Origin of the sequence: Marinobacter sp. es.048, assembly GCF_900188435.1 — a bacterium.
In the GTDB taxonomy this organism is placed as follows: Bacteria; Pseudomonadota; Gammaproteobacteria; order Pseudomonadales; family Oleiphilaceae; genus Marinobacter.
In genome coordinates this window covers 2300262-2325341 of sequence record NZ_FYFA01000001.1, presented here as the reverse complement: position 1 = coordinate 2325341, position 25080 = coordinate 2300262, and the positions used below count along the sequence as shown (strand labels likewise).

The window sequence follows — 25080 nt, the reverse complement described above, 5'->3', positions numbered from 1 at the left end:
GATTCGTCGCACTTTCGCATTTTTTCGCGAATTTTTAGGCATTTGCGAACTCCATATCGCAATTTTGACATGGTAGAGGTCCCCAGTTCGAATCTGGGTGGTCCTACCACTCCTGCGAAGAAAGTCAGTTACTTACATCCGCTGTGAGAACTGGCTTTTTTTGTGCCTGCGACGCTAGCCCCACCATATTGCTCATGAGTATTTTGAGAGTTCAACTGCGTCTCTTCTCAGACAGCGAAAGGCCACGTTCGAAACGTCAGCTTCTCCCCCTGATCCATTAATTTGTACTTCTTTAGCATCAACAAAAGTTTGCCGTTTAACGATGAACGTTATATTTTGAAAGGCATGATCAAAAGCTTCAGATGTAAGGACACCCAACGTTTATTTGAATCGGGTAAAACCCGTCGTTTTTCTGCGATCAAAGCAGCAGCAGAGCGCAAACTTATAATGCTTGAAGCTGCCGAGGTTTTGGAGGATCTGAAATCACCACCAGGTAACCGGCTAGAACCTTTGACCGGAGATCGCGAAGGCCTCCACAGCATCCGGATTAATAAACAGTGGAGGGTGTGCTTCAGATGGACCGATGATGGTCCGGAAGGCGTTGAAATTATTGATTACCATTAAGGAGAACGCGCTATGACTCATAGTGGCATGCGCCCAATACACCCTGGAGAGATTCTTCGGGAAGAATATCTGGAACCGCTGGAAATGAGTGTGAACTCGCTTTCTAAGGCACTTCATGTTCCGGCAACCCGGATGAATGAAATTGTCAGAGAAAACCGCGGCATCACGGCCGATACAGCGATGCGGTTAGCCCGCTACTTTGGAACCAGTGAGCGGTTTTGGCTGAATCTGCAAACAGAATATGAGCTCCGTCAGGCTCAGATCAGCAAGGCAGATCAAGTGGCCCGAGAGGTTGACCCCCACGCGGCCTGATTGGGTTATTTTCTCATACCCGTTCAGAGACAACGATCAGGGAAGCCTTTGTAAAAGGCGACCATAAACGTCGCTGTAGTGGTTCAATGATTCCGGCCGCACTCTGTGAGATTTCGGTGGCTGCGATGGTCATTACTGTGAAAGCCGACGCAACCTGCCCTTTGGCACTATCTTGCTCGTCGAACAACCCAAATAAGTTGTGCGCATTGTGCACGCTTCTTCAGGCCTCTGCGCGATCCAGAAATTAGTAACCATGTGTTTTGCAAAGTCCTACCAGCTCAGTGACAATCATCACCAAGTGCAGGGAGGAACGCACATGAACAACAGAATATTTTCACCAACGGATAAGTCTAAGGCAATGAAACTATTCAATAATGTTGCAGACGGTTGGCAATTGTCCCAGTCGGAACGCTGCCAAATGCTTGGCCTTGAGGATGAGCAGGCAACTGACCGTTGGCTCAACTCTGAGATGCCCGCGAGAGAAGATCCTGTGCTGCTTCGAATTTCCTATGTACTCGGCATCTACAAGGCCCTAAGAACGCTCTACCCGGATGAAGCTAGAGCTAATGCCTGGGTCAGAAAAAACAATCGGAACTTTGACGGACGAGCCGCTATAAAGGTTATGCTGGAGGGGAATCTGAAAGCAGTCAGGCAGTATCTCGATGCCCAGCTAGTCTGATCGGTTCTCTTCACGTTTGCCGCCTGACAGAAAAGCGCAGGCGGATATGAGTGAGCGCAAGAAAACGTAGTAAGTACCAGCATTTCGCACGCACACCCTTCTTTAAACATCCCCGTTTTATTTGAAGCGCTGATTACGGTTTCCCGCCCGTGGCTGTTTGGTCTTCTTAATAGACCACCAGCTGACCTTGGATTTCAGAAACGTAGGTCCCAAGTAGCTACAAAAACGACACCAAACTGCGTCGTTTTTTCTGACGCGATATCCCGAGAACGCCAAGTGGCGTTGAAGGCATTGAATCAAACTCAACCTGAGGTCTGAAGAACGCCAAACGGCGTCGTCTAGGCAAGCCGGCACAACCAAAGGCAACCAGAAACACCAAAGGGCGTCGAGCCCCACTCTCACCAGGTTGCACGATATTGATCGTGGAGAAGAAGATAGTTTCGACAATCCCTACCTGAAAATACTCAACGAGAGACTTACCGACTGTTGAAGACAACTGGACTCTTTTCAAAGGCTCAAAACAACCAGTTCACTTACACGTGTGAAAAGCCTATTCGAGAGGTTGAGCCAGCGAGCCGACAATAGCCCAACATACACGTCATGAACAAAGGGATAATGAACAAAACGTGTAAGAGACGAAAAACACCCCTTCAACGTCCAACATACAGTCCTCTTACAAAGTACTTGTTCAAGATGTGTAATGAACAGGTAAAGCCGCCCCATTCGTCAAAAAAAACACCGCCTCTTCAGAGTTCTGTGTTCGAGAGCTGTCATAAACTGCTCCGCATCAGCGAGCTGCGTTGTGAACAATACACAGCAAAAGCAAAGAGATATCTATGTGGAAAAGAGGTGTACGGAAATGGGCTTTAATCCGAATTGGTTTGAGCAAATGGAGCAAATCCTCGAAGAACAGGAGGCACTGATTACACTGGAAGCACAAACAATGGTGGACAACTTCTGGGCGCAAATTACGGAGCGAAAGCTGGCGGGAGAGAGCCAGGGTCGCCTTGGGGTGCGGATCATAGACCGAGAAGGCTACAAGATCCAGATCGTCTGGTATCGGAAGCAGTGGTTTGGACCGAAGGACGATAAGAAGCTATTCGGTAAAGCGATCCCGAAGGGCCGGAATCGTAACAAGTACCCAATGCAGCGCTTCTCCGGCTTCACGGACTGGGAGCAGGAGTTGGTTGAAATGTTCGAAGACGACTTTGCGCTGCTGCGGGAAGCGAGCGGTGCCGTTGCGGATCAACGCAAGGCGATGGATCGGGCAAAGAAAGCCTATGGGGCGTTGGGTTATACCGAGACCGCGCTCGTTGATATGGGCGAACCAGAACTCGAAGAGGCCTGGGGTATCTGAGCCTTTCCCAAAAGCATGACAACGTGGAACAGTCAGACAGACATGCAAAGAAAGTCATAGAGATGAACGGTGCACAAGGTCGGAAATGATATACCGGGCGCGATCACCGGTATTGTCAAAGGTCGGCATCTGTACTCACAAAGCGAAGCGGGATTGGCGGTAGTTGGTATCAGCTTTCTCGACGGTTGGTACGGGGCCTGTTCCCCGACGACGCTGAGCGTATCGGTGTTGTTTACTGGGTTAAGCATCGAACGTTCATTCATTGGGTACGGCTGCGGGTTGTTGCATTGCTCTGGTTGTTGAGATGCATGGATCTCCCGTTCTGAAAGACTTGTGAAAAACTGATCGTCAGGCTTTATGCTCACTGCTGCATTCATTGATGCTGGCTGCCAGAGCTGATTACGCAGCTTTGGCAGAGCCGCCATCTGCTGCAGCGTAACTTCCGGCTGAACGAGCCGTATTATAATGCTCAAGATTGTTGCTGGCGTTGAAGTCACGGCATTCATGCTGGCCGCAGGATGGGCAGCGTTAGACACGATCTGCCAGCATCAGATTCGATTTGTGGCTCCCACATTCAGAACACCGCTCGCACGATGGGCACCAGCGGTCCGCCACAGTCAGCATTCCACCGCGCTAGTTCATCCAGTAGACCATCTGGCGTCAGAACTCGAAGGCTCCGATATCGGCAAAGTGCCGGGCCAGCTTATGGTTGGCCATCATGCCTTTGACGTTCAAATCCTCAATGACCACTTCCGCGACGTGACTGGACAGGTAGTTGGTAAGCTGGTGCAGCGTGTTGGCCCGCATATCCGCGATGCGCTTGTGAAGCCTAGCGATTCGGCTGTTTAGGCGGCGATAGCCGCTGCTTCCTTTGATTTTCTTCGCCAGTCGCCGTTGGTACCGAGCCAGCTTCCGTAGCGCCTGTTGAAGTAGTTTTGGTGTATCCCATTCTCGGATCCTTTTGCCTTGGGCTGGGCCGGGTCGATGTTTTCCGCTTTGATCACACGAAGCATCTCCCACTCCCACCAAAAACCATCAGCATGCCGGAGCCTGGCGGCTACTTCCGCTTTGCCCTGACACAACAAACAAGAAACATCCCCGTCACCAACAGGTAGGAGATCCCGGCATCGGGCCGGTGACTTGACGGCCAGCTGAAGAGCGGCCAGATCGGGGCCCTGTCCTATGCACACAGGGCACGGGATCTTGCAGGTAATGTCGTAGGGGAACATTTCACCCTCGCATGCAGGCGCCTTCTGGAGGAGACCTGCCTGGCCGAGATCCGCCAGCGCCGGTCCGAACTGCTCGAACAGATCCAGTTAATTGTCATAATCCGGATGGCTCGGCCCAAAGGGAATGCGCTTGCCCGTGGTTATGAGTGGTTGAGAATGTAACTCCATTCTACCAACAGCGTTGAGAGCTGGCGGATAGAGGAAGGTGTTTTAAACAACTACCTTGATCCGAGCGCTGGGCACACCCAGTACCTGTAGCTTTCAGATCGCCAGCCAAGAATCTAAGCCCGCCTCCGGAAAAGGACGGGATGACCAAAGATTAGACGAATAACCTGCTAATACAGATTTCAGGGGCAACCGGGGTAGTCTGCGGAAACTGTGTAATGCAACCGCCAATTGCGCTCATCTTCGACAGAAATGGTGCTGTCTGGCAAAAATGGGTTGATATTGGCTCCAGTCCGGAGGAACGGGAGAACTAAGCCAGACTTATAACCGTCCTGGCGGTCTGCATCCGTGCGACAAAAGTGCTCTTTATCGGGAAAAGCACCGTTCACAAACGTGATCAGAGCAACGGAGCCGTCGGAGATAGTAACCGCATGGACTTTGTCGTGTTTCAACTTAGCACCCACGATCAACTCTCTTACACGATTGCGCGTAAGATCGTCCGCGAGGAGTCTAAAGCTAGGTTTGTGAAGGTGATCGATCATGGAACAAAGCCGGGTGAATTCACCGATCTGTTTCCCCCGCTGAGGAGCCCCACGCAATTGAAAGAGCGAGTTTCCCAGCACATTTTTATGGCATCCCAGAACGACCTGGTTAACGGCATCTCACAGACGACGAAAAGCACATATCGCCTCTGTAGGCGCATTACGGATTTGAATTTGGCGGCTCCTCCGTCGATCATGCATCTAATTAGAAATACTTGCGCCTTGGGACAGTTGTGTTTTGGAAAATGCCTGGAACGGTTTAACCGAATCCACAGAAACCCGATGAGAATACCCATTACAACACCCAGCGCAGCCAAATAAGACGAACCCCACCTGCCGGATTTAAAGCCTATATGTGTTAGAACAAGCCGCTTTCGAAATCATGCATTACTGGTTTGGCAGGGTGGTCGCCTCTCTCGATTCCGGCGACTCGGACAACCCCCTTCAGGCGCACGCGGCCGACAACCACTTCCCGGAAAACTGCATCGAAGGCCTCGGCTGGCGAGAACTTCTGGATATGGCTGACGATGCTCAGGCCTCGGTGACCAACCCCACGTTCATTCGGCTGCCTGATTGTAGTTGCCCCCGCTAAACCAGACACCACCTCATTCATTTGATGCCAGTTCCGCCCGGTATTCCCAGGGCGATTTCATTTTCAGTCCCTTGTGTGGGTGACTGCGGTTATAGTCCTCGATCCATTCCGGCAACTTCGCCATCACAGAGGCGGCGTCGGGAAGATCGTTCAGGTAAATATAGTCCCTTTTGAACGTCTTCACGAAGGCCTCAGCCATGCCGTTGCTCTGCGGGCTTCTCACAGGCGTAGTGCACACCACAAAGCCCAGAGAAGATGCGAACGCTCGCGTTTCTTTGGCAATGTAGCAGCTGCCATTGTCCGTCAGCCATTCCAGCGGGTGTGGAACATGCTCTGACTGGCCGAAGCGGTATTCCAGGCTTTCCAGCAACAGGTCCTGGACCATCTCAGCGGTGACTCCCCCGGTCGTCGCCACATAGCGCATCAGTTCCCGATCACAGCAGTCCAGGCTGAAGGCCACGCGAACCACCTCCTTATTCCAACAGCGGATCTCGAAGCCGTCTGAGCACCAACGGAGGTCCGGCTTCAACGTAATGACCTGGCCGTTGTGACAACGCTCCTGAGGCCGGCCCGTGTAACGGGGCAACAACAGCCCATCCTGCTTCATCAGCCGGTACACACGCTTGTGGTTCACTCGCTCATCGTTGGCTGCAAGCAACCGATTCAAGCGTGCCGTAATCCTTCGATAGCCATTGGCCGCACGGACTTCACACAGCTCTCTGATAACCGGCAAATGCCGGTCATCGTCCTGTTTTTTGTATCTGGGACATCTACCTTTCTGGCGGCCGTGAAGGCGATCCAGAAGGTTGGAGCGCGATACCTTCAGTACCTCCGCTACCCGCTTCAGAGGGTATCGTCCGGTGGCAGCAACGGCATGCGCGAGATCAACTTTTTTGACTGAGCCACCTCCAGAGCTTCCCGGAGTATTTCAGCTTCCATCGTCTTGCGGCCCAACATCCGCTCCAGGTCCCGAACCTTTTTGTTCAGGGCCTTCACCTCGGATGCACTGACAACCTCATCACCGGATTCAATCGCGGACATGCCACCGTCTTTCATCAGCTTCTTCCAACGGAACAACAGACTTGCTGATATACCATGACGTCGCGCTACAAGCGACACTGACATGCCTGGCCGCTCACACTCAGCAACCATGAATGCCTTCTCCTGTGCGGAATACCGGCGACGACGTTGCACTCCGGTTATGACTTCGATTCTCTCCACCTTGGACACTCCTTTGCACTAGGTCTATGCCTAGGCCTTTGCTTCTACCAAGGTGTCCGGTTTAAATGGGGGCTACTACACTGATGATCACTACATGTGAGCCGAGTTGACTCCAACAGAAATCGCCTAAACCCGGCGAATCAAGGGCGTAGCCCAACCAGAACGCCAATACGCGATTAGCGCGTATAGTCGATGTTGTGGTCAATGACGACAAAGAAATCACTCAGGTCTACAGGAAAGAGTGCCTGCTCGACCTCGACATCCCGAAACACGCAATGTTGCCGGGTGGCGGCTACGTCAAGCACATCATGATGCGGATGCCCCATCTGGATGTGGTTGGCCAACCGTCCTCTTTCAAGACGCTCAATGAAGGGGTTCTACCCCGTTCCAACTGACGATCAACGCGTCAGCCGCAGATGCTACTTAATCGAGCTGAGAAACTACGTTTTTAATCTGTCATGCTACATTTTTGATTATTTCGGCCACCTGATGGTGGAATCATGAGCGGATGGGAGGGGAATTAGCTACCCAAGCACCCAATGCCGAGACATAGCGTGGTCTCTTGCTATGTTTATGGTGCCCACAACTCGGAAAACCATCAGAAATGTAGCATGAAGCCAGATCACATAGGTCTTCACCACTGAACACCACATCAAACCTGCCACAAAACATTGAAAATGTAGCATTTAGGCGAGGTACGGCAAGCTTCGAACAAAGAGGAGGCCATGTAAAATGCTACTCTTTTGATTATTCTAGGCGAAATCAATTTCAAACGTAGCATCAGGAAGCTGGTGGCCAGCTCGACAAGCCCACGCTAAGAGTCCACACACAGTGAAATGCTATGTTTTGATGAGTGGCTTCATTGGCAATTGAAAATGTAGCACCAGACCAACTCTGAGACCGATCGATGGGCTTGGTCAGAAACGAAAAACCTCCCAGCTCAAGGCATCTGACCGTTTCCTGCTACATTCTGAATTATTTATCCGCTCCAAAGCATTCAAAATGTAGCACTTGCTAACGACCGACGGGCCACGAGCCCCCTCAATCCGCATTCAACAACTTGCTTATCGCTACCTTTGAAATTAAGCCACCCCAAACCATTGGAAAAGTAGCACTTAGAGGCGCAGCCAGCACCGACCGGGTGGTGGCTGTGTGAGCCAATGATCCCCTACAAGGGATCCGAGGCTTTGCTAATTCCGGAGGAGATCGTCGCTCAGCTTGAGAAGGACGACATCATTGAGACCAAGCTGCTGACAACCTCTGCCATTGGGTAGCTCAAGCAGCCGTAGCTGCCCTCAAAGGAGCAACGTTAAGAAAAAGGCACAGGAGATTTTCACCATGAAAAGCGCATCAGAGCGAAAGCACCGCCGTTGCGGGAAGAGAAACTGGCCTGAGAGCAGCGTGGGCTGGATGAACGCTGGAAACTCGTGACGCTGTTCAAGTAGGCATTGAAGATCACATTGATGCATTGGAGAACGACGGTGATCGCGGCGTGGTCAAATACCCGGATGGTGAACCCGTTTCATCCAGTTTTTACTGGACGTATCAGGGCAACAAAGCGGAACTGTTCTCGCTGTGAGATACGAAAGACTGAGGAAGTGCTGAAAAAGCCGTTAAAAAATGGCAACTTAATGTCCTCAGAATAACCAAACGGAGGAGACAAAACGCGGAGTTCCATTAGGCTCTGAATCGAAAGGGCCAAGTTACACAAACAACATAAGGAAGTTTCATGCTGGATGTTAAACGCAGTAGCCTTTCCGCCCTGCTGATGGGCTTTACCGCAACCATGGTCGGTTGTAGCGATTACCCCGGTGACGGGGTGCTTGATACCAAAATGGTTCGAGAATTCGCAGAGATCATCGAAGTGGAAGGCAATGTTTACGGCATTAAGAAAGGGGCGTTGGATGCCTACAGGCGATACAGCCACGATCGCTCTGCCCTGAAAAGTGCAGAGAGCATTGCCTGGGACGCCTATCAAGAAGGTGAAGGCGTCCCAAAGATTGAACTCCAATACGAGGGCGACCGCAACGGCTTTGATCTGGATGCCTTTCAGTCCGCACTGGATACAGCGGTAACTGAGGCTGCTGAGAAGGCTGAAGCGGAAATCGCCGAGGATATCGCCGAGGCGCAGGCACGTCGTGCGGAGCTGATAGTCAAGATTGAGGAGATCTCCAAGGGCGGAGAAAAGTTTGATGCCTATGTCGCGGATGCGAAGTCTGAATATGAGGCAGCGCAAAAGGCCCTGGACAATGCGATTGATGCCTACAATGCTGAGATCGAGCGTCCTCTTACAACCATGAATGAAATCGCAGAAGCCAATGGCTTGGAAAAGGCTAGCTCGCGCCTGAACCCGATTCGTTCTTACAGAAAAATCGACTTCTCAAACCGCGCAATGCCTTCATCTTGCCCAAGCCAGCGAGGGTATACTTCGGTAAACCTACTTCGGGAGCAAAAAACCTGTGGCTACATCCGACTTGCCTCCCGCTTCGAACCTTATGCTGGTGAGATTGTGAAGGCGACGAAAGCCGCTTTGATCAACATCCCCAATGCAAAGACCAAGATGGGTGAAAAAGGCGGCTGGGGAAGTGACGGTACCGGTGCCTACGCCGCTGTAGAAGTCTCTGAGGATGCTTACAAAGAACGCTTATCGGAAGCCCGCAGCAAGTTTGGCAACGACAGCCAGCGCAAACGGCAGGTGAGCTATCTGGAAGACAATCTGGAGCGCTTGGACAATCAGATTGCTGACTATAAGGGCGAGAATCATCGCGGTTATGTCATGAGACAAACTTACCCCGAGCTCCCGGCCAACATTGATAAGTCAGCTGACAAATACATCGACGGTATGTACCAGAACCTGGTTGGCTACATCGAGAAAGGACCAGAAATTACCATGGCAGGCAAAAATGCCGAATTCAGTGGTTTCAGTGGTGATTATGAAGGTGGGGTTACCGTCGCCGACTTCATCGTGAATGAGAATGGTCGACGCAAGGATTATGAGACCATCAACTATCTCGATCTGACCATTGAGGCGGTGAAGACAGCTGACGTGCTCACCTTTGAGCTGGATCGCGATGGCTTTTCCGACGGTCGCCGGATCGATATCCGTGAGCCCGACACGATTGAAGAGGCCATTATCAAGCAGCTGCGCGAACAGGAGCGTGAGAGGAGAAGGGGTGGAAACGCCTGATTTCCTTCGAATCATCAATGCCCCGTGCTAGTCAGCACGGGGCCCTACACAGGAGAACAAAGGAGCAACAGCATTAGTCATCAAGAGCAGACCTCTTCTAATAGGTACCTCTACGCTCCCTTTCCTGGGACCAGCAATCACCACCGGGGTCATGAACTTGACCCTGACCCCGAATTAGGTCCACCCAGAGTTGGAAAAATCCGGCTCCAGTTGCTTCTGTTTTCTTCGTGAAACCGCATGTTTTCTGGCGTAGTCCGAGGGCGTGCACCACTCCAATGCGGAATGGGGTCTGACTTGGTTATAGAAAGTCCTCCATGCTTCGATTTTCTCCATGGCGTCGGCCAGTGACAAGAACCAATTTTCATTCAGACATTCCTGCCGGAGTCGTCCATTGAACGATTCTACCGTTGCGTTGTCGGTAGGCTTCCCGGGCCGTGAGAAGTCGATTTCAATGTTTCGCTCATAGGCCCAGCGATCCATGACCTTGCCGGCAAACTCCGAACCGTTGTCGGTCTTTAGCACCTCCGGGTTGCCCCGGAAGCGCGCAATCGCCGTCAGGGCTTCCTGAACATCGTGGCCCTTCAGGCTCTGCCCAACCACAATGCCGAGGCACTCCCTGGTGAACAGATCAATGATCGTCAGGAGACGCAGACGTCGACCATCAAACAGCGCGTCTGAGACAAAATCCATGCCCCAGATGTGATTGGGATGGTTGGCCTGCTGTAGCGGCTGTCGGTTCTTGGCGGCCTTGTTACGCTTCGGACGCTTGAGGCGAAGTGACAACCCCTGGTCCCGATATAACCGGTAAACCCGTTTGTGATTATCACGCCAACCCTCCCGTTGCAGCTGGACGTGCACACGCCGGTAACCGTAGTGAAGCCGCGTGAGCGTGATCTCACGGATCCTCATCGACAGCGCCGACGAGTCCCTCGCCACCGATTGATAGCGATTAGACGCCCTGGAAAACTGCAAGACCGCGCACGCTTGGCGTTCGCTGACCCCATATCGCTTTTGTAGGTCAGCCACCAGTTGGCGTTTACGAGGCGGTCTCAGAGCTTTTTTGCCACCACGTCCTGAAGCATGGCCTTGTCCAGGCTTAGGTCCGCTACCAGCTTCTTAAGGCGATGATTCTCCTCCTCCAGCTGCTTGAGTCGCTTCAGCTCGGATGGCCCCAGGCCGCCATACTTCTTGCGCCAGTTGTAGAACGTGGCATCCGAGACGCCCATTTTCCGACAGACTTCCGGGACCGGCGTACCCAGCTCGGCTTGCTTCAGGGCGAAGGCAATCTGCTCTTCGGTGTAACGGGATCGCTTCATGGCATGATCTCCTGCTCAAGGCTCTATCATGCCGGATTTTCCAGTTTTAAATGGACCTAAATTCTGGGGTAGGGTCAAACTTCGACATTTCTGAAGAACAAAATCCTGTACTCAATCAGCCTGCTGGGCTTCGTCCTGGGGATCTATGCGTCCACCGGGCCGGACGGCTTTATCGATGAGCACGGTTTGGTCAAGTGGGGGCCGGACTCTATCAAACGCCATATAAAAGCCCTTGGCCTAGAGCTTGAACAGGGTAAGCGGTTCGATGAAACACCGCTCACTGAAGAACACGTTACCGATCTGCGTCGCGAAATGCGAGAGTCCTTCGGCTTACTGTACCGAGCACAAAAAGCCGATCTCCTCCGTGAGGCCGAGCTGGAAAACCTCAAAAATAAATTCGCTCATCTCTGCTCCTGACCCCTCAGCTTGGCTGGCAGAGTCTGTCAGCCTTCTACAAATATCTTCATAACTTCCACCAGTGGCGTTTAAGTGCTTGGTCCACAGTTGAAAAAAGAGTGTGCAGTTGTGTGTAGATGTGGATTTATGTGCAGCAAAGTGAATGCAAAACGGATTATATGGATTCATATATGAATAAATTGACCTAAAGCAGCATTTAACGCATTATAGTGAAACATATTTAATATTATCTCACTATAGCTCAATACATTGTAAGGCACTTTGTACCATGAATACGAAAGCAAGCCTGGTCGCTGCGGTAAACGAAGAGATCGAGCGCCTTCAAACACTAGCCAATACCATCGAGGCATCGACTGAGCCGGACCTGCGGCCACTGGCCGATCTAGCGGATGTGCTGAAGGCTCGAAGAGAAGATCTGGATCTGACCCCGAATGATGTCAGTGAGCTGGGCGGGTTGTCGCCGAACACTTATAGAGCGATGGAAGGCGGGACAGGCAACCCAACCATTCAGACGCTCAAAACAGTTGGTCAGGTTCTTAATTTCAAAGTTTGGATTGAGCTGAAATGAAAGCATTAGTTCGAATGCATGGCCGCCTGGCCGGACTCCTGGAACGAGAGGGTACAACCGTCCGATTCCAGTACGACAATGACTACCTCAGATTTCGTCAGCCTCCTCTGAGCAAAAGCTTGCCGCTGCGATCTGAAACATTTGAATATGAGGGGTTGCCCCCCTACTTCAGTGGTCTTGTAAGCGAGGGATGGCTGAAACAAGTACAAGCCCGAGAACAACATATCGATCCAGATGACGAATTTGCCCTGTTGGTACATAACGGGGACGATTTACCAGGAGCTGTGACCATTGAACTGCTTGATATGTCTTAAAGCACTGGCGAGGAACGGCGAGCCGGGTTACCACCCGAAATGCCTTGAACGCCTTTTCGGGGACAAAAAGATCGATTTGAATGTCCCTGAAAGCCGATCTGAGCTGGTAAAAGCCATGCCCAAACAGACGCAAGGCTTTTCAATCAGTGGTGTGCAGATGAAGTGTCAGATGGCCATAGAGGAAGGGAAACTGAAGCTGGTCGACAGCGGTGGACAGTACATCATGAAGCCATCGCCGGAGGTATATCCCAATGTTGCTGAAAATGAACATACAACGCTCACACTAATGAAACGAGTGGGCTTTGAGGTCCCGCCCTGCGGGCTTTTAAGGCTCCAGGACGAGCACTTGGTGTTCATCATTCAGCGATATGATCGAATCTTCGGGGATGGGTCAAAGGTCCATCAAGAGGACGTAATGCAAGCCCTGGGGATTTCGAACCGCGATTATGGGCATAAGTATACTGCGGCGAGTTACCAGGAGGTGTTGGAACTGGTCGTCAAGCATGCAGGTCTGGCAGTCGCTATGGAACTTCTGATGCGGCTTGTGTTCAGTTACGCCGTAGGTAATGACGATCACCACCTCAAGAACATCAGCTTCCTCTACCATCCAGCGTTCAAACTGACCCCTTGTTACGACGTTCTGGCATCGACCCTTTACAGCGGTAAGTCGGAGAATCCGATGGCGCTGCGTTTTTTGTCTTCTGGGCAACCCTCATACTACGAAACCATGGGAAACGGTTTTTACGCAGGGTGTGACTTCATTGAGCTCGGAATTAAGGCTGGGCTTCTTGGGACGGCTTGCACAAAACGAATCGAGAAGCTTGTCAAAAACATTGAGATCGAGGCTCTCCATATCATCACGAACTCCTTTATGGACCCTGAGAGGCAAGAAGACTATCTGGATCTGCTGAACACCCGACTGCAATTTTTGAAACATCTGGAATAACCCGATGCTCAATGACGAATGAACGAATGGATATAACCGGCTGCACTCCCAGGGCGCCCATACGACAGAAATCAATCGACATGGAGACGTACCCATGGACATCCTGGAGCAACCTGATATCGACGAAATCATGGATTCGTTCATGGCTGGACCATGATACCCTCTCGTTCGCACCACTGCCGGACATCCCGCCAAACTCGCTGCCTCGCTGCAATATCATGACCAGGCAAACCCGCATAAAATGGCTGACCTGGATGGTTTTCCCTCCGGTTTCTGAGGCGGGAAGTAAAGGGGCGGACACTATACTTCCCAAAGGAGTTATACCGGACCCGAGGCCATAGGCCAATCTGGGGCTTCCATGCTCATAATGTGTTTATGGATCTCATTACTGACGACGAATGTCGGGGTGATTTGAACAAGGCTTTAGCTGAAGCGTGGGCGTACCTGATTTCCGAGGTCCGCCAGCTGAAACAGAGAACCTGCCGAGAATCCATTACTGAAGACCTGGATGAGAGCAGTAAACCTTATGGGCTATGGCAGAGCGTCGAAAGTCACCGGCATTCCTCGCTGGAGCTTCGATCTCGGATTTCAGTAAAATGAGGGCTCTGGGTACCAACGACGCATTGTCGTCGTAACGTGGCCGCTAGCAACAGTGACAGATTAACAAATCTTGGAGGGCCTGCGTCACTCGGCGGCCATGTCTGCCTATCACTACCATTTACAGGAGACCGGCGCTTCACCTGAAGAAGCGCCCCTGACAAGCAATTCCAAGATACCGGAAAGTTTTGGCCTGACGAACCGTCTTGCCCGATTAGCGTTGATGACCTTAGGTACTTTGCAGAACAGCGAGAGGCCGCGCGAAACAGCTGAACTTGAACCACTCAGCAATTCCGTTTTCTTTGGTCGGACACTTCAAACGCCAATCTAACCATACCGAGGCCCCTCACGCCTCTGAGAGCTCCGGCTCAGCCATCTCAGACACTGCGGTCTCGATATAGTCCATCGCCCCATAAACCTTCTTTCCCCACTTCATCGCTTTACGTTGATCCGCTATCGCACCGCTCGCTTCTCGCAACCGCGCGAAGTCATCTTCGAACATTTCGGCAAGCTCCTGCTCCCATTTCGCGAAGCCCCAAAACCGTTGCATAGGGTACTTGTTACGGTTCCGACCTTTGGGATTGCTTTACTAAACGGCTCCTTTTCATCCTTCGGTCCAAACCACCGCTTCCAATACCAGACGATCTGGATCTTGTAGCCTTCTCGGTCTATGATCCTTACCCCAAGGCGACACTCGCACTCTCCCGCCCGCTTTCGCTCCTTAGTTTGCGCCCAGAAGTTGTCCACCATTGTCTGTGCTTCCAGTTTAATTAGTGCCTCCTGTTCTTCGAGGATTTGCTCCATTTGCTCAAACCAATTCGGATTAAAGCCCATTTCCTTACACCCCTTTCCCACATAGATATCTCTTTGCTTTTGCTGTGTATTGTTCACAACGCAGCTCTCTGGTGCGGAGCAGTTTATGACAGTTCTCGAACAGAGAACTTTGAAGAAGCGGTGTTTTTTGGACGAATGTGGCGGTTTTACCTGTTCCTTACACACATTGAACATACTCTTTGCACGAGGAATGTATGTTGGACGTTGAAGGGGCGTTTTTCGTCTCGTACAAGTTTTGTAAACCGTTCCTTTATTCATGACGTGTATGTTGGGCTGTTGCCGGCTCCCTTTGGTTGTAACGGCTTGCCTAGACGACGCCGTTTAGCGTTCTTCACATCTCTGGTTGAGGTTGATTTAGCACCTTCAACGCCACTTGGCGTTCTCCTGATATCGCTTCAGGAAAAAATGACGCAGTTTGGTGTCGTTTTTCGCAGCCCTCTAGGACTTGCATTTCTGAAACCCAAGGTCAGCTGGTGGTGTAGTGCGAGGACCAAACAACAACGGGCGGGAAACTCTAATCAGCGAAGCAACTAAAACAGGGATCTTTACAGATAGTCAGGCTTTTTTTGCCTGAGTAGCATCCCCTAACTTTGCTCACCCGCAGCTTGAAAAAATCACGGTATTCCGGCCTGATAGCTTTTACCTACAAAGGAAGATTCGAACACGACTGTGCGTATTCTCCTGGTTGAGGACCACCCGCCTCTCGCCGAAGCCGTCAAGGATGCCCTTTGCCGGGCGGGCTTTTCGGTCGATCATGCCAACTCCGCAGGGCAGGTAACTGCATTGGGGAAGCAGGCGCCCTACGCCCTGGTCCTTCTGGATCTGGGATTGCCGGACAACGATGGCCTGGCCGTCTTGCCTGCGTTATGGAACGATGGCAGGACGCCGGTCATTATCCTGACTGCCAGGGATCAGCTCGAAGACCGTCTCGCCGGCCTTGATGGCGGCGCCGATGACTACATTGTGAAGCCCGTTGAAATGCCCGAGCTTCTGGCCCGGTGCCGTGCGGTACTGCGCAGACCGGGGGAGCGGTCTGATGCCCTGCTCTCGTTCGGACCCATCAGTATGGACACTGTCTCCCGCTCCGTGACGATTGATGATACGCCGGTGATACTCGGGCGCCGTGAGCTGGGTGTACTTGAGCAACTGTTGCGCTCCGGTGGTCGAGTGTCACCACGTCGGGTGCTCGAGGATGCCATTTACGCAATCGACGACGAAGTTACCCCCAATGCCCTGGAGGCGGCCGTCTCCCGGTTAAGGCGAGCACTCGCATCTGCCGGGAGTCGGGCCTGCATTGTAACCGTGCGAGGTGTTGGCTGGATGCTGGTCAAAGAGGCTCACGAATGAGCGATAATCCGATGCCGTTGGCCAGTATGCTGACCGGGCGGCTCGTCTGGATTGCCGTTGTGGTACTGGTTGTAAATGCCGTGGCCGTCGGTATCTATTATGGGTCGGACAGGCAGGCGCTGGAAGGCGAAGTCATCGAACATGTCATGGAACAGCTTGAGACTGACCTTGGCAGCGGGGCTGAACGCATCGATTCTCAAACAAGAGCACTCTTTGAAGATAACCCGCAGGACTATGCTTTCGCCGTTATCCAACCCGATAATACGGTTCTGGACTCCGAAAACGGAGAGCTCATTCCCACGGAGGCCCTTGATACTGGCACCTTCGCCCAAGACTGGCTTACCAGACAGGAAACTGCTCAAGGCAGTTTGCTGGTTGTCTCCCATAACGCCCGTGCGGGCGACGAAAATCTTCGGCTTGTTTTTGTGATGGCCGGCGATCCCGCTGGCCTTTTAAGGCAGGCATTGGTTGCCGAGTTCGTCACACACATCTGGCTGCCGATTCTACCGACGGCACTCATCCTGATAGCGGTGAACGCCCTGATGATCCGCCGCGGCATCAGACCCTTGGTCGACGCCGCCCGTTGGGCGCGCAGCATAAAGCCCGGCACCCCTTCTCCGCCGTTGCAGGGCCAGGCGTTCCCCCGGGAAATCGTTGATCTTGTGACCGCAACCCACCGCTCCCTGGAGCGCCTGAACGAGGCCCCTGGCTTCAGAAAAGCGGCGGACTGCGGAAGCTGCACATGCCCTGAGAACGCCCGTTTCGGTCCTGTTTGCCCGGCTGGATGCAGTTCCTGCCGGGTCAGGACCGGACCAGTTACGGTCCGATCTGACCCACCTGTCACGAACCGTCAACCAGCTATTGGCCTGTGCCAGAGCCGATGAGCTCACCGTGCCGGATACCTGCCGGGCCAATCTAGAAAACATCGCCAGCAAGGTAACCGCAGCCCTGGCGCCTTTTGCCTATGAGCACGGCGTTACCCTGTCACTGTCCACTGCCCCCGTGGTTGCCCGGGCCGACCCTGACGCCGTTGAACTGGCCCTCACCAACCTGATCGAAAACGCCATTCTCCATGGCGGGCATGGCGAGGTAGACATAGCCGTCAGCCCGGACAGCACCATCACTGTGTGTGATCAAGGGCCGGGACTGTCGTCGACCGCGATGGCCAGAATGTTTGAACTCTTCTGGCGCGGAGAGGGAGCGCCCCCGGGGCGCGGGCCTTGGTCTGGCGATCGTTGCCGGGCTCCAGCGAGCACAAGGCGGGGCAGTTACAGCGGCAAACCGCGAGTCCGGCGATGCCCGGTTTTCCCTTTCCTACCTCTCTGCCTGAATATTCGCTCCCCGTCAGGCTACCGTCAGGTTCGGGCGGTAATCTTGCTTTGAGACACAAACAGGGTCTCTATCAGCAAAAGGAGCATTCTATGAAAGACGTCAGAAAACTGAATCTCAAACAGACCGGCGACTGGTTAGCCGAGGAAATCGAAATCTGTGTCACCAGAAAATGGCTGGTCATCAGTGGTGTGGTTTTCTTGTTCTGTTGATCTTGGCGTTCGACTGATCCGCTTACCTGCACAATCAAGCGAGAGTCTTTATTGGGTTTGAGTGAAAAAGGTGATCCTATGAAAATGTTTGCATTGGCAGTGATGGTGGCTTTTGTTTCTGTTTCTTCCGTCAAAGCTGAACCCATGACACCGCTGGCCGACCTGCAGCGGGGTACTATGGTTTCGGTTGAGGGTATTGTCGAGAGAATTCTTGACGAGGATGAATTCAGGCTTGCTGATGATACCGGGTCAGTGGGGGTGTATGTGGGGCCCAACTGGGTACCTGTGAACGCCGGAGAGCGCGTGCGCGTGCAAGGCTTTGTCGACGATGGCATTGGTTCCCGTGAGATCTATGCCCGAATGCTGACGCGGGAGGACGGCACCGATGTGGAGTTCTCACACAGGTACGACTGAGCAATGGTTAGCGACTGTTTAGGAACAACCTGCCCTTGAATCACGATGCCCGCACAAGCGGGCATTCAATTCTCTGGGCTGCTTTTCTCCTGCTCCACAAGAATCAACTCTTCCAGATCAAAGCCCTCTGCCCTGGCCCGATCCTTGAACACTTCGATTGCCTCCTCGCTGACCTCCGGGCTGCGCGAGAGAAACCACAGATAATCACGGTTGTATCCGGTTACATAAGCGTAGGAGTATTCTTCCTTGTCGAGCTCGAAGACTACGTAAGACGCATAAAAGGGCCCGAAGAAAGACACCTTCAGGTGGCCCGTGTTTTCATCCTCCACAAACACCGCTCGGCCGTCAGCCTCCTCCCATTTTCCTTTTTCGACGTTATAACCGCGGTTGATCACCTCGATACTGCCGTCGTCGTTTCGGTTGTATTCGGCGCGCACATTGCTCAGGCCTCGCTCAAAGGAATGGTCCAGACGGGCGATTTCATACCAGGTACCCAGGTAGCGGTCACTCTCAAAACCGGTGACTGGCTCAATGTCGTCCGGAAGGCCGGTGCAGCCCGCCAGGCCAATAAACCCGGCAATCAGGAACCATTTTTTTAACACTACCATCATTGCTAACGCTCCATTTTTGAGTGCCAGATACGAGAAGGGCCAGCAGTTGCTGGCCCTTGTTTATACGTTGTAGAAGTCTCGATACCAGTCCACGAATCTGGCAATGCCTTCTTCTACGGGGGTAGCCGGCTTGTAGCCTACATCGTCAATCAGAGCATCGACATTGGCATAGGTGGCCGGAACGTCGCCCGGCTGCAACGGAAGCAGGTTTTTTTCGGCCTTCTTGCCCACCCGCTCCTCGATAATTTCGATAAAGCGGGACAGTTCTACCGGGTTGTTGCTGCCAATGTTGTACAGCCGGTAAGGCGCCTTGCTGGTGCCCGGGTCTGGCGTTTCACCACTCCACGCATCGTTAGGCTCAGCGACATGGTCGAGAGTCCGGATCACGCCTTCCACGATATCATCAATGTAGGTGAAATCCCGGCGATGGTGGCCATGGTTGAAGACGTCGATCGGCTCGCCGGCGAGGATCTTTTTGGTAAAGATAAACAGCGCCATATCCGGCCGGCCCCACGGCCCATAGACGGTAAAGAACCGCAGCCCTGTGGTCGGCAGGTTGTACAGATGGCTGTACGTGTGGGCCATGAGCTCGTTGGCCTTCTTGGAGGCTGCATAGAGACTCAGAGGATGATCCACGTTGTCGTGCACCGAGAACGGCATGGTCTCGTTAGCACCGTACACTGAGCTGCTGGAGGCATAAACGAGGTGCTTTACCTTGTTGTGCCGGCAGCCTTCAAGGATGTTCATGAAACCAACGAGGTTGGCGTCCACGTAGGCGTGAGGATTCTCGATGGAATACCGGACACCGGCCTGAGCCGCCAGATGCACTACCCGCTCCGGTTTGTGGTCGGCGAAAAGCGCTTCCATGGCGGCCCGGTCAGCCACATCCTCACGGACCTCCGTGAAGCCTGCCTTGTCGGTCAGACGTTTCAGCCGGGCTTCCTTCAGGCTCACATCGTAATAATCGTTGACGTTATCAACGCCAATAACTTCATCGCCCCGATCAAGCAGGCGATGAGCCAAATGTGAGCCAATAAAACCGGCTGTACCGGTAACAAGAATCTTCACGTTTCTCTCCCTGGAAAGAATGCCGGCCTCAGAAGGACACGCCAGCACTCACAAACGGTCCGCCAATCTCGACATCAAGGCGATCGTTGTCGTCTTCATAATCAATGGACATCTGACGGTAGCCCGCACGAAACTGGATGAGCGAGATTTCATACTGGCCGTAGGCGTTGAAATCGTGCAGCGAGTCGCCATCGAAGCTGATGAAGTTGCCTTCTGCGCCGACTGATACACCGGTTAACGGCAGATCAAAACGGGCCGCCAGGTAGCCCATGGGGATAACGCCATCAATGCTCGTTTCGCTAGTGGCCAACCCATTCGCTTGCCGCACGATCAGGTCGCCCGCCAAATCCCGGGCGGTCAGGCCAAGGTCAAGATTTACCCAGTTATCAAGCACTTCGTAATACAGGGTCAGGTCCAACTGTTCCAGATCCAGATCGGACTGGACATCACCGGTAACGCCATCGAAGCCAGCAAGACCTACATCACCTCGACCACTTTGTTCAACCAAGGTGTAGTTCAACCGAATATTGGGCAACACTGGCACCGGATGCTCCAGATACAGCGAGGCATTGGCATTGGAATCGCTATCCAGATTCAGCTCGTTTTCCACATCAACAACGTCGTTATTGGTGGTAGCCTTGCCGGAAAGATCAGAGTCCCAGTAACTTACGCTGGCACCCAGACCAACCACCTCTGCCTGTGACAGAGGCGCCACCAGGATCAGTGAACCACCTACAGCAAGCACCAGTTTACGCATGACACACCTTTCGAATTTGTTATAAGTTTCAATCAGTCGAACTGGATTCCCAAACGGCGCCCGACTTCTTCGTAAGTTTCGATAACGTCGCCAAGCCCCTGGCGGAAGCGATCCTTATCCATCTTCTTGCGGGTTTCCTTGTCCCAGATACGGCAACCGTCCGGACTAAATTCGTCACCCAACACAATCTTGCCGTCACTGCGGCCGAACTCCAGCTTGTAGTCCACCAACAGCATCCCGGCTTCCTCAAACAGGGCCTTGAGCACGTCGTTTACACGGTAGGTGAGCTCTTTCATCTGATCCAGCTCATCGGCTGCGGCCCAGCCAAAGCTGACGGCCAGCGATTCATTGACCATGGGATCATGGAGTGCGTCGTTTTTCAGAAACAGTTCGTACGTGGGCGGGTTGAGCTCCTGCCCTTCTTCGACTCCTAGGCGGCGGCAGAGGCTGCCGGCGGAAACGTTGCGAACCACGCATTCAACCGGAATCATGTCCAACTTCTTCACGAGCGATTCGGTGGAAGACAGCAGTCCCTCGAAATGGGTCGGTACACCCGCCGCTTCGAGCTTTTCCATAATAAAAGCATTGAACTTGTTGTTCACCATGCCCTTACGGTTGAGCTGTTCCTTCTTCTCGCCGTCAAAGGCCGATGTATCGTCACGGAACTCCAACACAAACCGGTCGGGATTGTCAGTCCGGTAGACGGATTTTGCCTTGCCGGCATAAAGTTCTTCGCGTTTTTCCATTAGGGGTCTCCGAAAAGCGGCCGCCCTGGGCGGCCGCTCTCTGAATCAGTATAGGTAATCGAACAGTTGCGCGAGCAGATCCGGCATCGTGCGGCTGCCTGTGTAACCCGGAACCTCCTCGGCAGAGATGACAATGGCGTCGCTCTGCTGGCTGAGGCTGACTGTGTGGGTATGCTGGGGTGCTTCCTTGTCGCTGAACCAGCTGAACCAGCCTGGATCCCGCTCGTCTTCGGTGCGGAAATCAACATGGAACCAGCCTTCACTGCGGTTTAGATCGACAACTGGAATGCCGGAATCAGTGAGCGCCCGGCTTACTTCCGCCCAGGAGCGACCGTAATCAAGCTCCATGCGGATCGCGACCGCCTTATCATTTTCCGAGATCAGGCGAACGAGCGGATCGCTGACCATACCGGATGCAGCGCGGGAAAAAGACTTCGTTTCCTCCCGGGCCCTGAGAAAATCGCCCAGGTCGGACAGCAGGCGCCTCTGCAGTTCCAGCGCCTGCTCCGAGGGATCGGATACACCGGCCCACGGGATCAACTCCTCCGGCTGATCCGGCACTTCCAGTTTGCGCACCTGCACTTCGGTGGTCTTTCGGCGAACGCCGGGGGCCATACGCACCTGCAGCACCACTTTCTGTTCGCCTGCAGACGGATTATCGGAAAGCTCCACCAGATCCCGGGCTCGCTTGCTGAAGTTGGCAAGTTCCGTCTGCAGGATGCCCAGTTGAGGACTATCAAAGCCAACACCGAGACCACGCTCGGACAGGTAGCTGTTCACCGCCGGCCAGATTCTTCCGGGCACATCGTTGACCAACAGCCAGAGCCGGCCATCAAGCTCTTCAATAACGTAGTTTTCATCCAGGATGTCCGAGGTCATGTCCGGCGGCTGCGGTATATCGGACGGATACATTTTGCTGGCATCGGCCGGCTGGACATCACGGATGGGCATGGTCTGGCTGAAGCGGGAATCGTCGGCAGTTGCCGGCAGTTCAAGCGGCTGCCCTTCTGTGGCATTCACATAACGCTCGGAGCGGTCTTCTACCAGACTGCATCCCGAAGCTGCTGCCAAAAGCAGCAGCCCGGAACCAACAACAATGGGTTTTAACATCAAGCTACTACCGGTTCCTTTTAGAACCTGCATCAGGTTACTCCGGGGATGGGATGATTTAAGCAAACTCAGAGTACACCTGAGGCCTTGAGGGCATCTTCCACTTCGCCGTGGAACTTTTCGCTGAGCAGTGTCAGCGGCAGGCGAATGCCTTCTCCAATCATCCCCATGTGATGAAGCGCCCACTTCACCGGAATCGGATTCGCCTCGAGGAACAACTTCCGGTTGAGAGGCATGAGCAGTTCGTTCAGGCGTTCGGTTTCTTCACGATTTCCTGCTACAGCCGCTTCGCAGAGCTGGGACATTGCCTTCGGAGCGACGTTGGCAGTCACCGACACATTGCCCTTGGCACCGGCCAGCATCAACTCCGCCGCTGTGGCGTCATCGCCAGAATAAACCGCCAGACGGCCATTCAACGCTTCAATCAGCTCGGCACCCCGGGGGATATTGCCGGTGGCATCCTTGATACCCACGATGTTAGGAATATCGGCAAGCCGCAGTACGGTTTCGTTCAGCATGTCGCAGGCAGTTCGACCCGGAACGTTGTACAGCATCTGGTTCATGCCGGGGACGGCTTCGGCAATGGCTTTGAAATGCTGGTACAGGCCTTCCTGAGTCGGCTTGTTGTAGTAGGGAACAACGAGCAGGCAGGCATCTGCGCCAAGCTTATGGGCTTCCGCAGTCAGTTCAATGGCCTCACGGGTACTGTTGCCCCCCGTTCCCGCAATAACCGGGATGCGACCATCAACGCGTTTAATGATGTGGCCAATAGTCTGGCAATGCTCTTCCGGGTCGAGCGTTGCGGATTCGCCGGTGGTGCCCACAGCAACAATGCCGTGCGTACCGTTTTGAATATGAAAGTCCACCAGCTTATCCAGATCCTCCCAGTGAATGTCACCGTTTGGATGCATGGGCGTGACCAGTGCGACAAGGCTACCCGTAATCATAAAAGCTCCGTCCGAGTAAAACCGATATGGTAATGTTGGGCACGAACTGACACAAGGGAATTAAAGGAGATGTCATGCCATCCGTTGAGTTAAACAAACCCGTTCCGGATTTTGAAGCTCCCGCTACCGGTGACCAGACCATTCGCCTCGACGATCTGAAAGGTCAAAATGTAGTGATTTACTTCTATCCGAAAGACAACACCCCTGGCTGTACCACTGAGGGACAGGACTTCCGGGACCGGATGAAGCAGTTTGAGGAGCTTGATACCCTGATTCTGGGTGTATCAAGGGATGGCCTGAAAGCCCATGAGAATTTCCGGGCCAAGCACGAGTTTCCTTTCCACCTGATCTCAGACAAAGACGAGGCTCTGTGCTCCCTCTTTGACGTGATCAAGCTGAAAAAGCTTTACGGCAAGGAATACATGGGCGTCGACCGGAGCACCTTTCTGATCGACAAAGATGGCGTACTGAGGGCGGAATGGCGCGGCGTGAAAGTCAAAGGCCACGCCGACCAAGTCCTTGAGGCCGTAAAGGCGCTTTAAGCAGCTTTCAGGCGTCGCTGGTTTCGGCCAGCGGCGGCGACTCCTTTACCGGCCACGCAGCGAACACAGCCTTGAGCATGGTTGCCAGCGGAATGGCAAAGAAAACACCCCACAAACCCCAGATGCCACCGAAGAACAATACCGCGACGATAATCGCCACCGGGTGCAGATTGTTAACCTCCGAGAAGAGAATCGGAACCAGCACGTTACCATCCAGCGCCTGGATAACGCCGTACACCACCATGACCCAGATGAACTGACTGCCCCAGCCAAAGGCGAACAGCGCAATCACCGCGACGGGGATGGTAACAACAGCGGCACCGATGTAGGGAATGACCACGCTCAGGCCGACCAGCAGCGAGAGCAGCGCGGCATAGGGCATACCGAGCAGTTTGAAGCCAATGTAGGTGGCGCCGCCCACGATCAGAATCTCCACCGCCTTACCGCGGACATAGTTGGCGCACTGAAGATTCACCTCGTGCCAGATCTGCAGCATCATAGGGCGCTGGGGCGGCAGCAGTTTTGCAATGGAGTTGAGCAGAACTTCACGGTCTTTCAGAAAGAAAAACACCAGGATGGGCACCAGAACCATGTAGATCAGTAATGCCACCAGATCGGGAATACTGGACAGTGAAAAGGACACCAGCCATTGCGTCATGTGCCCCACCTCTGTGCTTACCTGACTGTAAACAGTGCTGACAGCCTCTCCGGAGATCAGGTGCGGATACTGCTCCGGCAGCAGTTCAAGATATGATTGCAGCTCGCGGATGATTCGCGGCGCTTCACCGGCCAGGTTGCTCAATTGGGTCCAGATCAGCGGTAAAAGGCCGAAAAGAAAGCCCACGAGCACGCCGAGGAACACCAGGAATACGCCAATGATCGATACCGTCTCCGGCACACCCAGTTTATTGAGCTTGGTTACCAGGCCCTGCAGAATAAAGGCTATGATCAAAGATGCGATGGCCGGCGCAAGCATGGCACCGAACCAGATGACGAAGATGGTCCCCGTTACCAGTATGAGGAACAGGATGACAGCTTCTTCATCCGAGAAATATTTGTGCGCGAGACCGCGTAGTGTCCTGATCATTTACAGCTCC

Annotated in this window: 27 protein-coding genes and 1 pseudogene; 15 read left to right on the top strand and 13 right to left on the bottom strand. The window is 53.3% G+C overall.

Features of this window, described 5'->3' with window-relative positions:
* The first annotated feature begins 345 nt into the window (after positions 1-345).
* The 4 genes from CFT65_RS10805 to mobI (CFT65_RS10790) all read left to right on the top strand — a co-directional run bounded on the left by CFT65_RS10805 (position 346) and on the right by mobI (CFT65_RS10790) (position 2972).
* Entirely contained in the window at positions 346-624 is a 279-nt protein-coding gene (locus CFT65_RS10805; RefSeq protein ID WP_088828222.1) for a type II toxin-antitoxin system RelE/ParE family toxin, read from the top strand.
* A 12-nt stretch (positions 625-636) separates the two neighbouring features.
* A complete protein-coding gene (locus CFT65_RS10800; RefSeq protein ID WP_172408460.1) occupies positions 637-936 on the top strand; it encodes a HigA family addiction module antitoxin in 300 nt (99 codons plus the stop codon).
* A 316-nt stretch (positions 937-1252) separates the two neighbouring features.
* The gene (locus CFT65_RS10795) at positions 1253-1615 is read left to right on the top strand and encodes an MbcA/ParS/Xre antitoxin family protein (RefSeq protein WP_172408459.1); all 363 of its coding nucleotides are present in this window, start codon (positions 1253-1255) and stop codon (positions 1613-1615) included.
* Positions 1616-2417: 802 nt separating this feature from the next.
* Positions 2418-2972 (top strand): conjugative transfer protein MobI(A/C), encoded by a 555-nt coding sequence (gene mobI, locus CFT65_RS10790; protein WP_141103811.1) that lies wholly within the window; start codon positions 2418-2420, stop codon positions 2970-2972.
* Positions 2973-3632: 660 nt separating this feature from the next.
* Here mobI (CFT65_RS10790) and CFT65_RS10785 read toward each other — a convergent pair.
* The 3 genes from CFT65_RS10785 to CFT65_RS18945 all read right to left on the bottom strand — a co-directional run bounded on the left by CFT65_RS10785 (position 3633) and on the right by CFT65_RS18945 (position 4908).
* Entirely contained in the window at positions 3633-3860 is a 228-nt protein-coding gene (locus CFT65_RS10785) for a transposase (RefSeq protein WP_267283780.1), read from the bottom strand.
* On the bottom strand, positions 3818-3976 hold the full coding sequence (locus CFT65_RS19250; protein ID WP_228705840.1) for a hypothetical protein: 159 nt from the start codon (positions 3974-3976) through the stop codon (positions 3818-3820). Before CFT65_RS19250 ends, CFT65_RS10785 begins: the two co-directional genes overlap by 43 nt.
* A 572-nt stretch (positions 3977-4548) precedes the next feature.
* Positions 4549-4908 (bottom strand): hypothetical protein, encoded by a 360-nt coding sequence (locus CFT65_RS18945; RefSeq protein ID WP_141103810.1) that lies wholly within the window; start codon positions 4906-4908, stop codon positions 4549-4551.
* A 355-nt stretch (positions 4909-5263) separates the two neighbouring features.
* Between CFT65_RS18945 and CFT65_RS10775 the strand changes: the two genes are divergently transcribed.
* Complete coding sequence (locus tag CFT65_RS10775) at positions 5264-5500, top strand: hypothetical protein (protein WP_088828053.1); 237 nt, start codon at positions 5264-5266, stop codon at positions 5498-5500.
* 13 nt (positions 5501-5513) lie between these two features.
* On the opposite strand, the gene CFT65_RS10770 is transcribed toward CFT65_RS10775, so the two are convergent.
* Positions 5514-6721, bottom strand: a protein-coding gene (locus tag CFT65_RS10770; RefSeq protein ID WP_088826071.1) for an IS3 family transposase whose coding sequence is annotated in 2 segments (ribosomal slippage) — positions 5514-6394 and positions 6394-6721 — 1209 coding nt in all. Because the reading frame shifts where the segments join, the coding sequence is not laid out codon by codon here.
* A 197-nt stretch (positions 6722-6918) separates the two neighbouring features.
* Between CFT65_RS10770 and CFT65_RS10765 the strand changes: the two genes are divergently transcribed.
* Positions 6919-7116 carry a hypothetical protein gene (locus CFT65_RS10765; protein WP_088828052.1) on the top strand — a complete coding sequence of 66 codons (198 nt, stop codon included), beginning with the start codon at positions 6919-6921 and terminating at the stop codon, positions 7114-7116.
* A 1334-nt stretch (positions 7117-8450) separates the two neighbouring features.
* On the top strand, positions 8451-9908 hold the full coding sequence (locus CFT65_RS10760) for a hypothetical protein (RefSeq protein WP_088828051.1): 1458 nt from the start codon (positions 8451-8453) through the stop codon (positions 9906-9908).
* 174 nt (positions 9909-10082) lie between these two features.
* Here the strand turns inward: CFT65_RS10760 and CFT65_RS10755 are convergent.
* A protein-coding gene (locus CFT65_RS10755) for an IS3 family transposase (RefSeq protein WP_088828050.1) occupies positions 10083-11224 on the bottom strand; the annotation gives its coding sequence in 2 pieces (ribosomal slippage) (positions 10083-10972 and positions 10972-11224; 1143 coding nt in all).
* A gap of 685 nt (positions 11225-11909) precedes the next feature.
* Here CFT65_RS10755 and CFT65_RS10745 point away from each other — a divergent pair.
* The 3 genes from CFT65_RS10745 to CFT65_RS10735 are packed head-to-tail and all read left to right on the top strand — an operon-like array spanning position 11910 to position 13469.
* Complete coding sequence (locus CFT65_RS10745) at positions 11910-12209, top strand: helix-turn-helix domain-containing protein (protein ID WP_088828048.1); 300 nt, start codon at positions 11910-11912, stop codon at positions 12207-12209.
* Positions 12206-12523, top strand: coding sequence for a HipA N-terminal domain-containing protein (locus tag CFT65_RS10740; protein ID WP_088828047.1), 318 nt, complete (start codon positions 12206-12208; stop codon positions 12521-12523). Before CFT65_RS10745 ends, CFT65_RS10740 begins: the two co-directional genes overlap by 4 nt.
* The gene (locus tag CFT65_RS10735) at positions 12501-13469 is read left to right on the top strand and encodes a type II toxin-antitoxin system HipA family toxin (RefSeq protein ID WP_141103809.1); all 969 of its coding nucleotides are present in this window, start codon (positions 12501-12503) and stop codon (positions 13467-13469) included. Before CFT65_RS10740 ends, CFT65_RS10735 begins: the two co-directional genes overlap by 23 nt.
* A gap of 943 nt (positions 13470-14412) precedes the next feature.
* On the opposite strand, the pseudogene mobI (CFT65_RS19245) reads toward CFT65_RS10735, so the two are convergent.
* Positions 14413-14816, bottom strand: a pseudogene (mobI, locus tag CFT65_RS19245) (conjugative transfer protein MobI(A/C)).
* 753 nt (positions 14817-15569) lie between these two features.
* Here mobI (CFT65_RS19245) and CFT65_RS10725 point away from each other — a divergent pair.
* The 4 genes from CFT65_RS10725 (at position 15570) to CFT65_RS10710 (ending at position 18202) form a co-directional block, all read left to right on the top strand.
* A complete protein-coding gene (locus CFT65_RS10725; protein WP_088828044.1) occupies positions 15570-16247 on the top strand; it encodes a response regulator transcription factor in 678 nt (225 codons plus the stop codon).
* Positions 16244-17131, top strand: a complete 888-nt coding sequence (locus tag CFT65_RS19030) for a hypothetical protein (RefSeq protein ID WP_088828043.1) — start codon at positions 16244-16246, stop codon at positions 17129-17131. Before CFT65_RS10725 ends, CFT65_RS19030 begins: the two co-directional genes overlap by 4 nt.
* A 7-nt stretch (positions 17132-17138) precedes the next feature.
* On the top strand, positions 17139-17630 hold the full coding sequence (locus CFT65_RS10715; protein ID WP_172408456.1) for a sensor histidine kinase: 492 nt from the start codon (positions 17139-17141) through the stop codon (positions 17628-17630).
* 236 nt (positions 17631-17866) lie between these two features.
* Positions 17867-18202 (top strand): hypothetical protein, encoded by a 336-nt coding sequence (locus tag CFT65_RS10710; RefSeq protein WP_088828041.1) that lies wholly within the window; start codon positions 17867-17869, stop codon positions 18200-18202.
* Between the two features lie 65 nt (positions 18203-18267).
* Here CFT65_RS10710 and CFT65_RS10705 read toward each other — a convergent pair whose 3' ends face one another.
* The 6 genes from CFT65_RS10705 to dapA are packed head-to-tail and all read right to left on the bottom strand — an operon-like array spanning position 18268 to position 23441.
* Positions 18268-18813, bottom strand: coding sequence for a lipocalin family protein (locus CFT65_RS10705; protein ID WP_088828040.1), 546 nt, complete (start codon positions 18811-18813; stop codon positions 18268-18270).
* Positions 18814-18873: 60 nt separating this feature from the next.
* A complete protein-coding gene (locus CFT65_RS10700; RefSeq protein WP_088828039.1) occupies positions 18874-19881 on the bottom strand; it encodes an NAD-dependent epimerase in 1008 nt (335 codons plus the stop codon).
* A gap of 28 nt (positions 19882-19909) precedes the next feature.
* Entirely contained in the window at positions 19910-20638 is a 729-nt protein-coding gene (locus tag CFT65_RS10695; protein ID WP_088828038.1) for a TIGR04219 family outer membrane beta-barrel protein, read from the bottom strand.
* A gap of 32 nt (positions 20639-20670) precedes the next feature.
* Entirely contained in the window at positions 20671-21384 is a 714-nt protein-coding gene (gene purC, locus CFT65_RS10690) for a phosphoribosylaminoimidazolesuccinocarboxamide synthase (protein ID WP_088828037.1), read from the bottom strand.
* 45 nt (positions 21385-21429) lie between these two features.
* Positions 21430-22527: an outer membrane protein assembly factor BamC gene (bamC, locus tag CFT65_RS10685; protein ID WP_088828036.1), complete on the bottom strand. Its 1098-nt coding sequence runs from the start codon at positions 22525-22527 to the stop codon at positions 21430-21432.
* Positions 22528-22562: 35 nt separating this feature from the next.
* Complete coding sequence (gene dapA, locus CFT65_RS10680) at positions 22563-23441, bottom strand: 4-hydroxy-tetrahydrodipicolinate synthase (protein ID WP_088828035.1); 879 nt, start codon at positions 23439-23441, stop codon at positions 22563-22565.
* 74 nt (positions 23442-23515) lie between these two features.
* Here dapA and CFT65_RS10675 point away from each other — a divergent pair, with 74 nt between their 5' ends.
* Complete coding sequence (locus tag CFT65_RS10675; protein ID WP_088828034.1) at positions 23516-23983, top strand: peroxiredoxin; 468 nt, start codon at positions 23516-23518, stop codon at positions 23981-23983.
* Positions 23984-23990: 7 nt separating this feature from the next.
* Here CFT65_RS10675 and CFT65_RS10670 read toward each other — a convergent pair whose 3' ends face one another.
* On the bottom strand, positions 23991-25070 hold the full coding sequence (locus tag CFT65_RS10670) for an AI-2E family transporter (protein ID WP_088828033.1): 1080 nt from the start codon (positions 25068-25070) through the stop codon (positions 23991-23993).
* Positions 25071-25080: the final 10 nt, after the last annotated feature.

Coding starts and splice junctions, on each gene's coding strand:
- CFT65_RS10805 (WP_088828222.1), top strand. CDS start 346: ATGATCAAAAGCTTCAGATGTAAGGACACCCAACGTTTATTTGAATCG.
- CFT65_RS10800 (WP_172408460.1), top strand. CDS start 637: ATGACTCATAGTGGCATGCGCCCAATACACCCTGGAGAGATTCTTCGG.
- CFT65_RS10795 (WP_172408459.1), top strand. CDS start 1,253: ATGAACAACAGAATATTTTCACCAACGGATAAGTCTAAGGCAATGAAA.
- CFT65_RS18945 (WP_141103810.1), bottom strand. CDS start 4,908: ATGATCGATCACCTTCACAAACCTAGCTTTAGACTCCTCGCGGACGAT.
- CFT65_RS10760 (WP_088828051.1), top strand. CDS start 8,451: ATGCTGGATGTTAAACGCAGTAGCCTTTCCGCCCTGCTGATGGGCTTT.
- CFT65_RS10745 (WP_088828048.1), top strand. CDS start 11,910: ATGAATACGAAAGCAAGCCTGGTCGCTGCGGTAAACGAAGAGATCGAG.
- CFT65_RS10740 (WP_088828047.1), top strand. CDS start 12,206: ATGAAAGCATTAGTTCGAATGCATGGCCGCCTGGCCGGACTCCTGGAA.
- CFT65_RS19030 (WP_088828043.1), top strand. CDS start 16,244: ATGAGCGATAATCCGATGCCGTTGGCCAGTATGCTGACCGGGCGGCTC.
- CFT65_RS10710 (WP_088828041.1), top strand. CDS start 17,867: ATGAAAATGTTTGCATTGGCAGTGATGGTGGCTTTTGTTTCTGTTTCT.
- CFT65_RS10705 (WP_088828040.1), bottom strand. CDS start 18,813: ATGATGGTAGTGTTAAAAAAATGGTTCCTGATTGCCGGGTTTATTGGC.
- CFT65_RS10695 (WP_088828038.1), bottom strand. CDS start 20,638: ATGCGTAAACTGGTGCTTGCTGTAGGTGGTTCACTGATCCTGGTGGCG.
- purC (WP_088828037.1), bottom strand. CDS start 21,384: ATGGAAAAACGCGAAGAACTTTATGCCGGCAAGGCAAAATCCGTCTAC.
- bamC (WP_088828036.1), bottom strand. CDS start 22,527: ATGCAGGTTCTAAAAGGAACCGGTAGTAGCTTGATGTTAAAACCCATT.
- dapA (WP_088828035.1), bottom strand. CDS start 23,441: ATGATTACGGGTAGCCTTGTCGCACTGGTCACGCCCATGCATCCAAAC.
- CFT65_RS10675 (WP_088828034.1), top strand. CDS start 23,516: ATGCCATCCGTTGAGTTAAACAAACCCGTTCCGGATTTTGAAGCTCCC.
- CFT65_RS10670 (WP_088828033.1), bottom strand. CDS start 25,070: ATGATCAGGACACTACGCGGTCTCGCGCACAAATATTTCTCGGATGAA.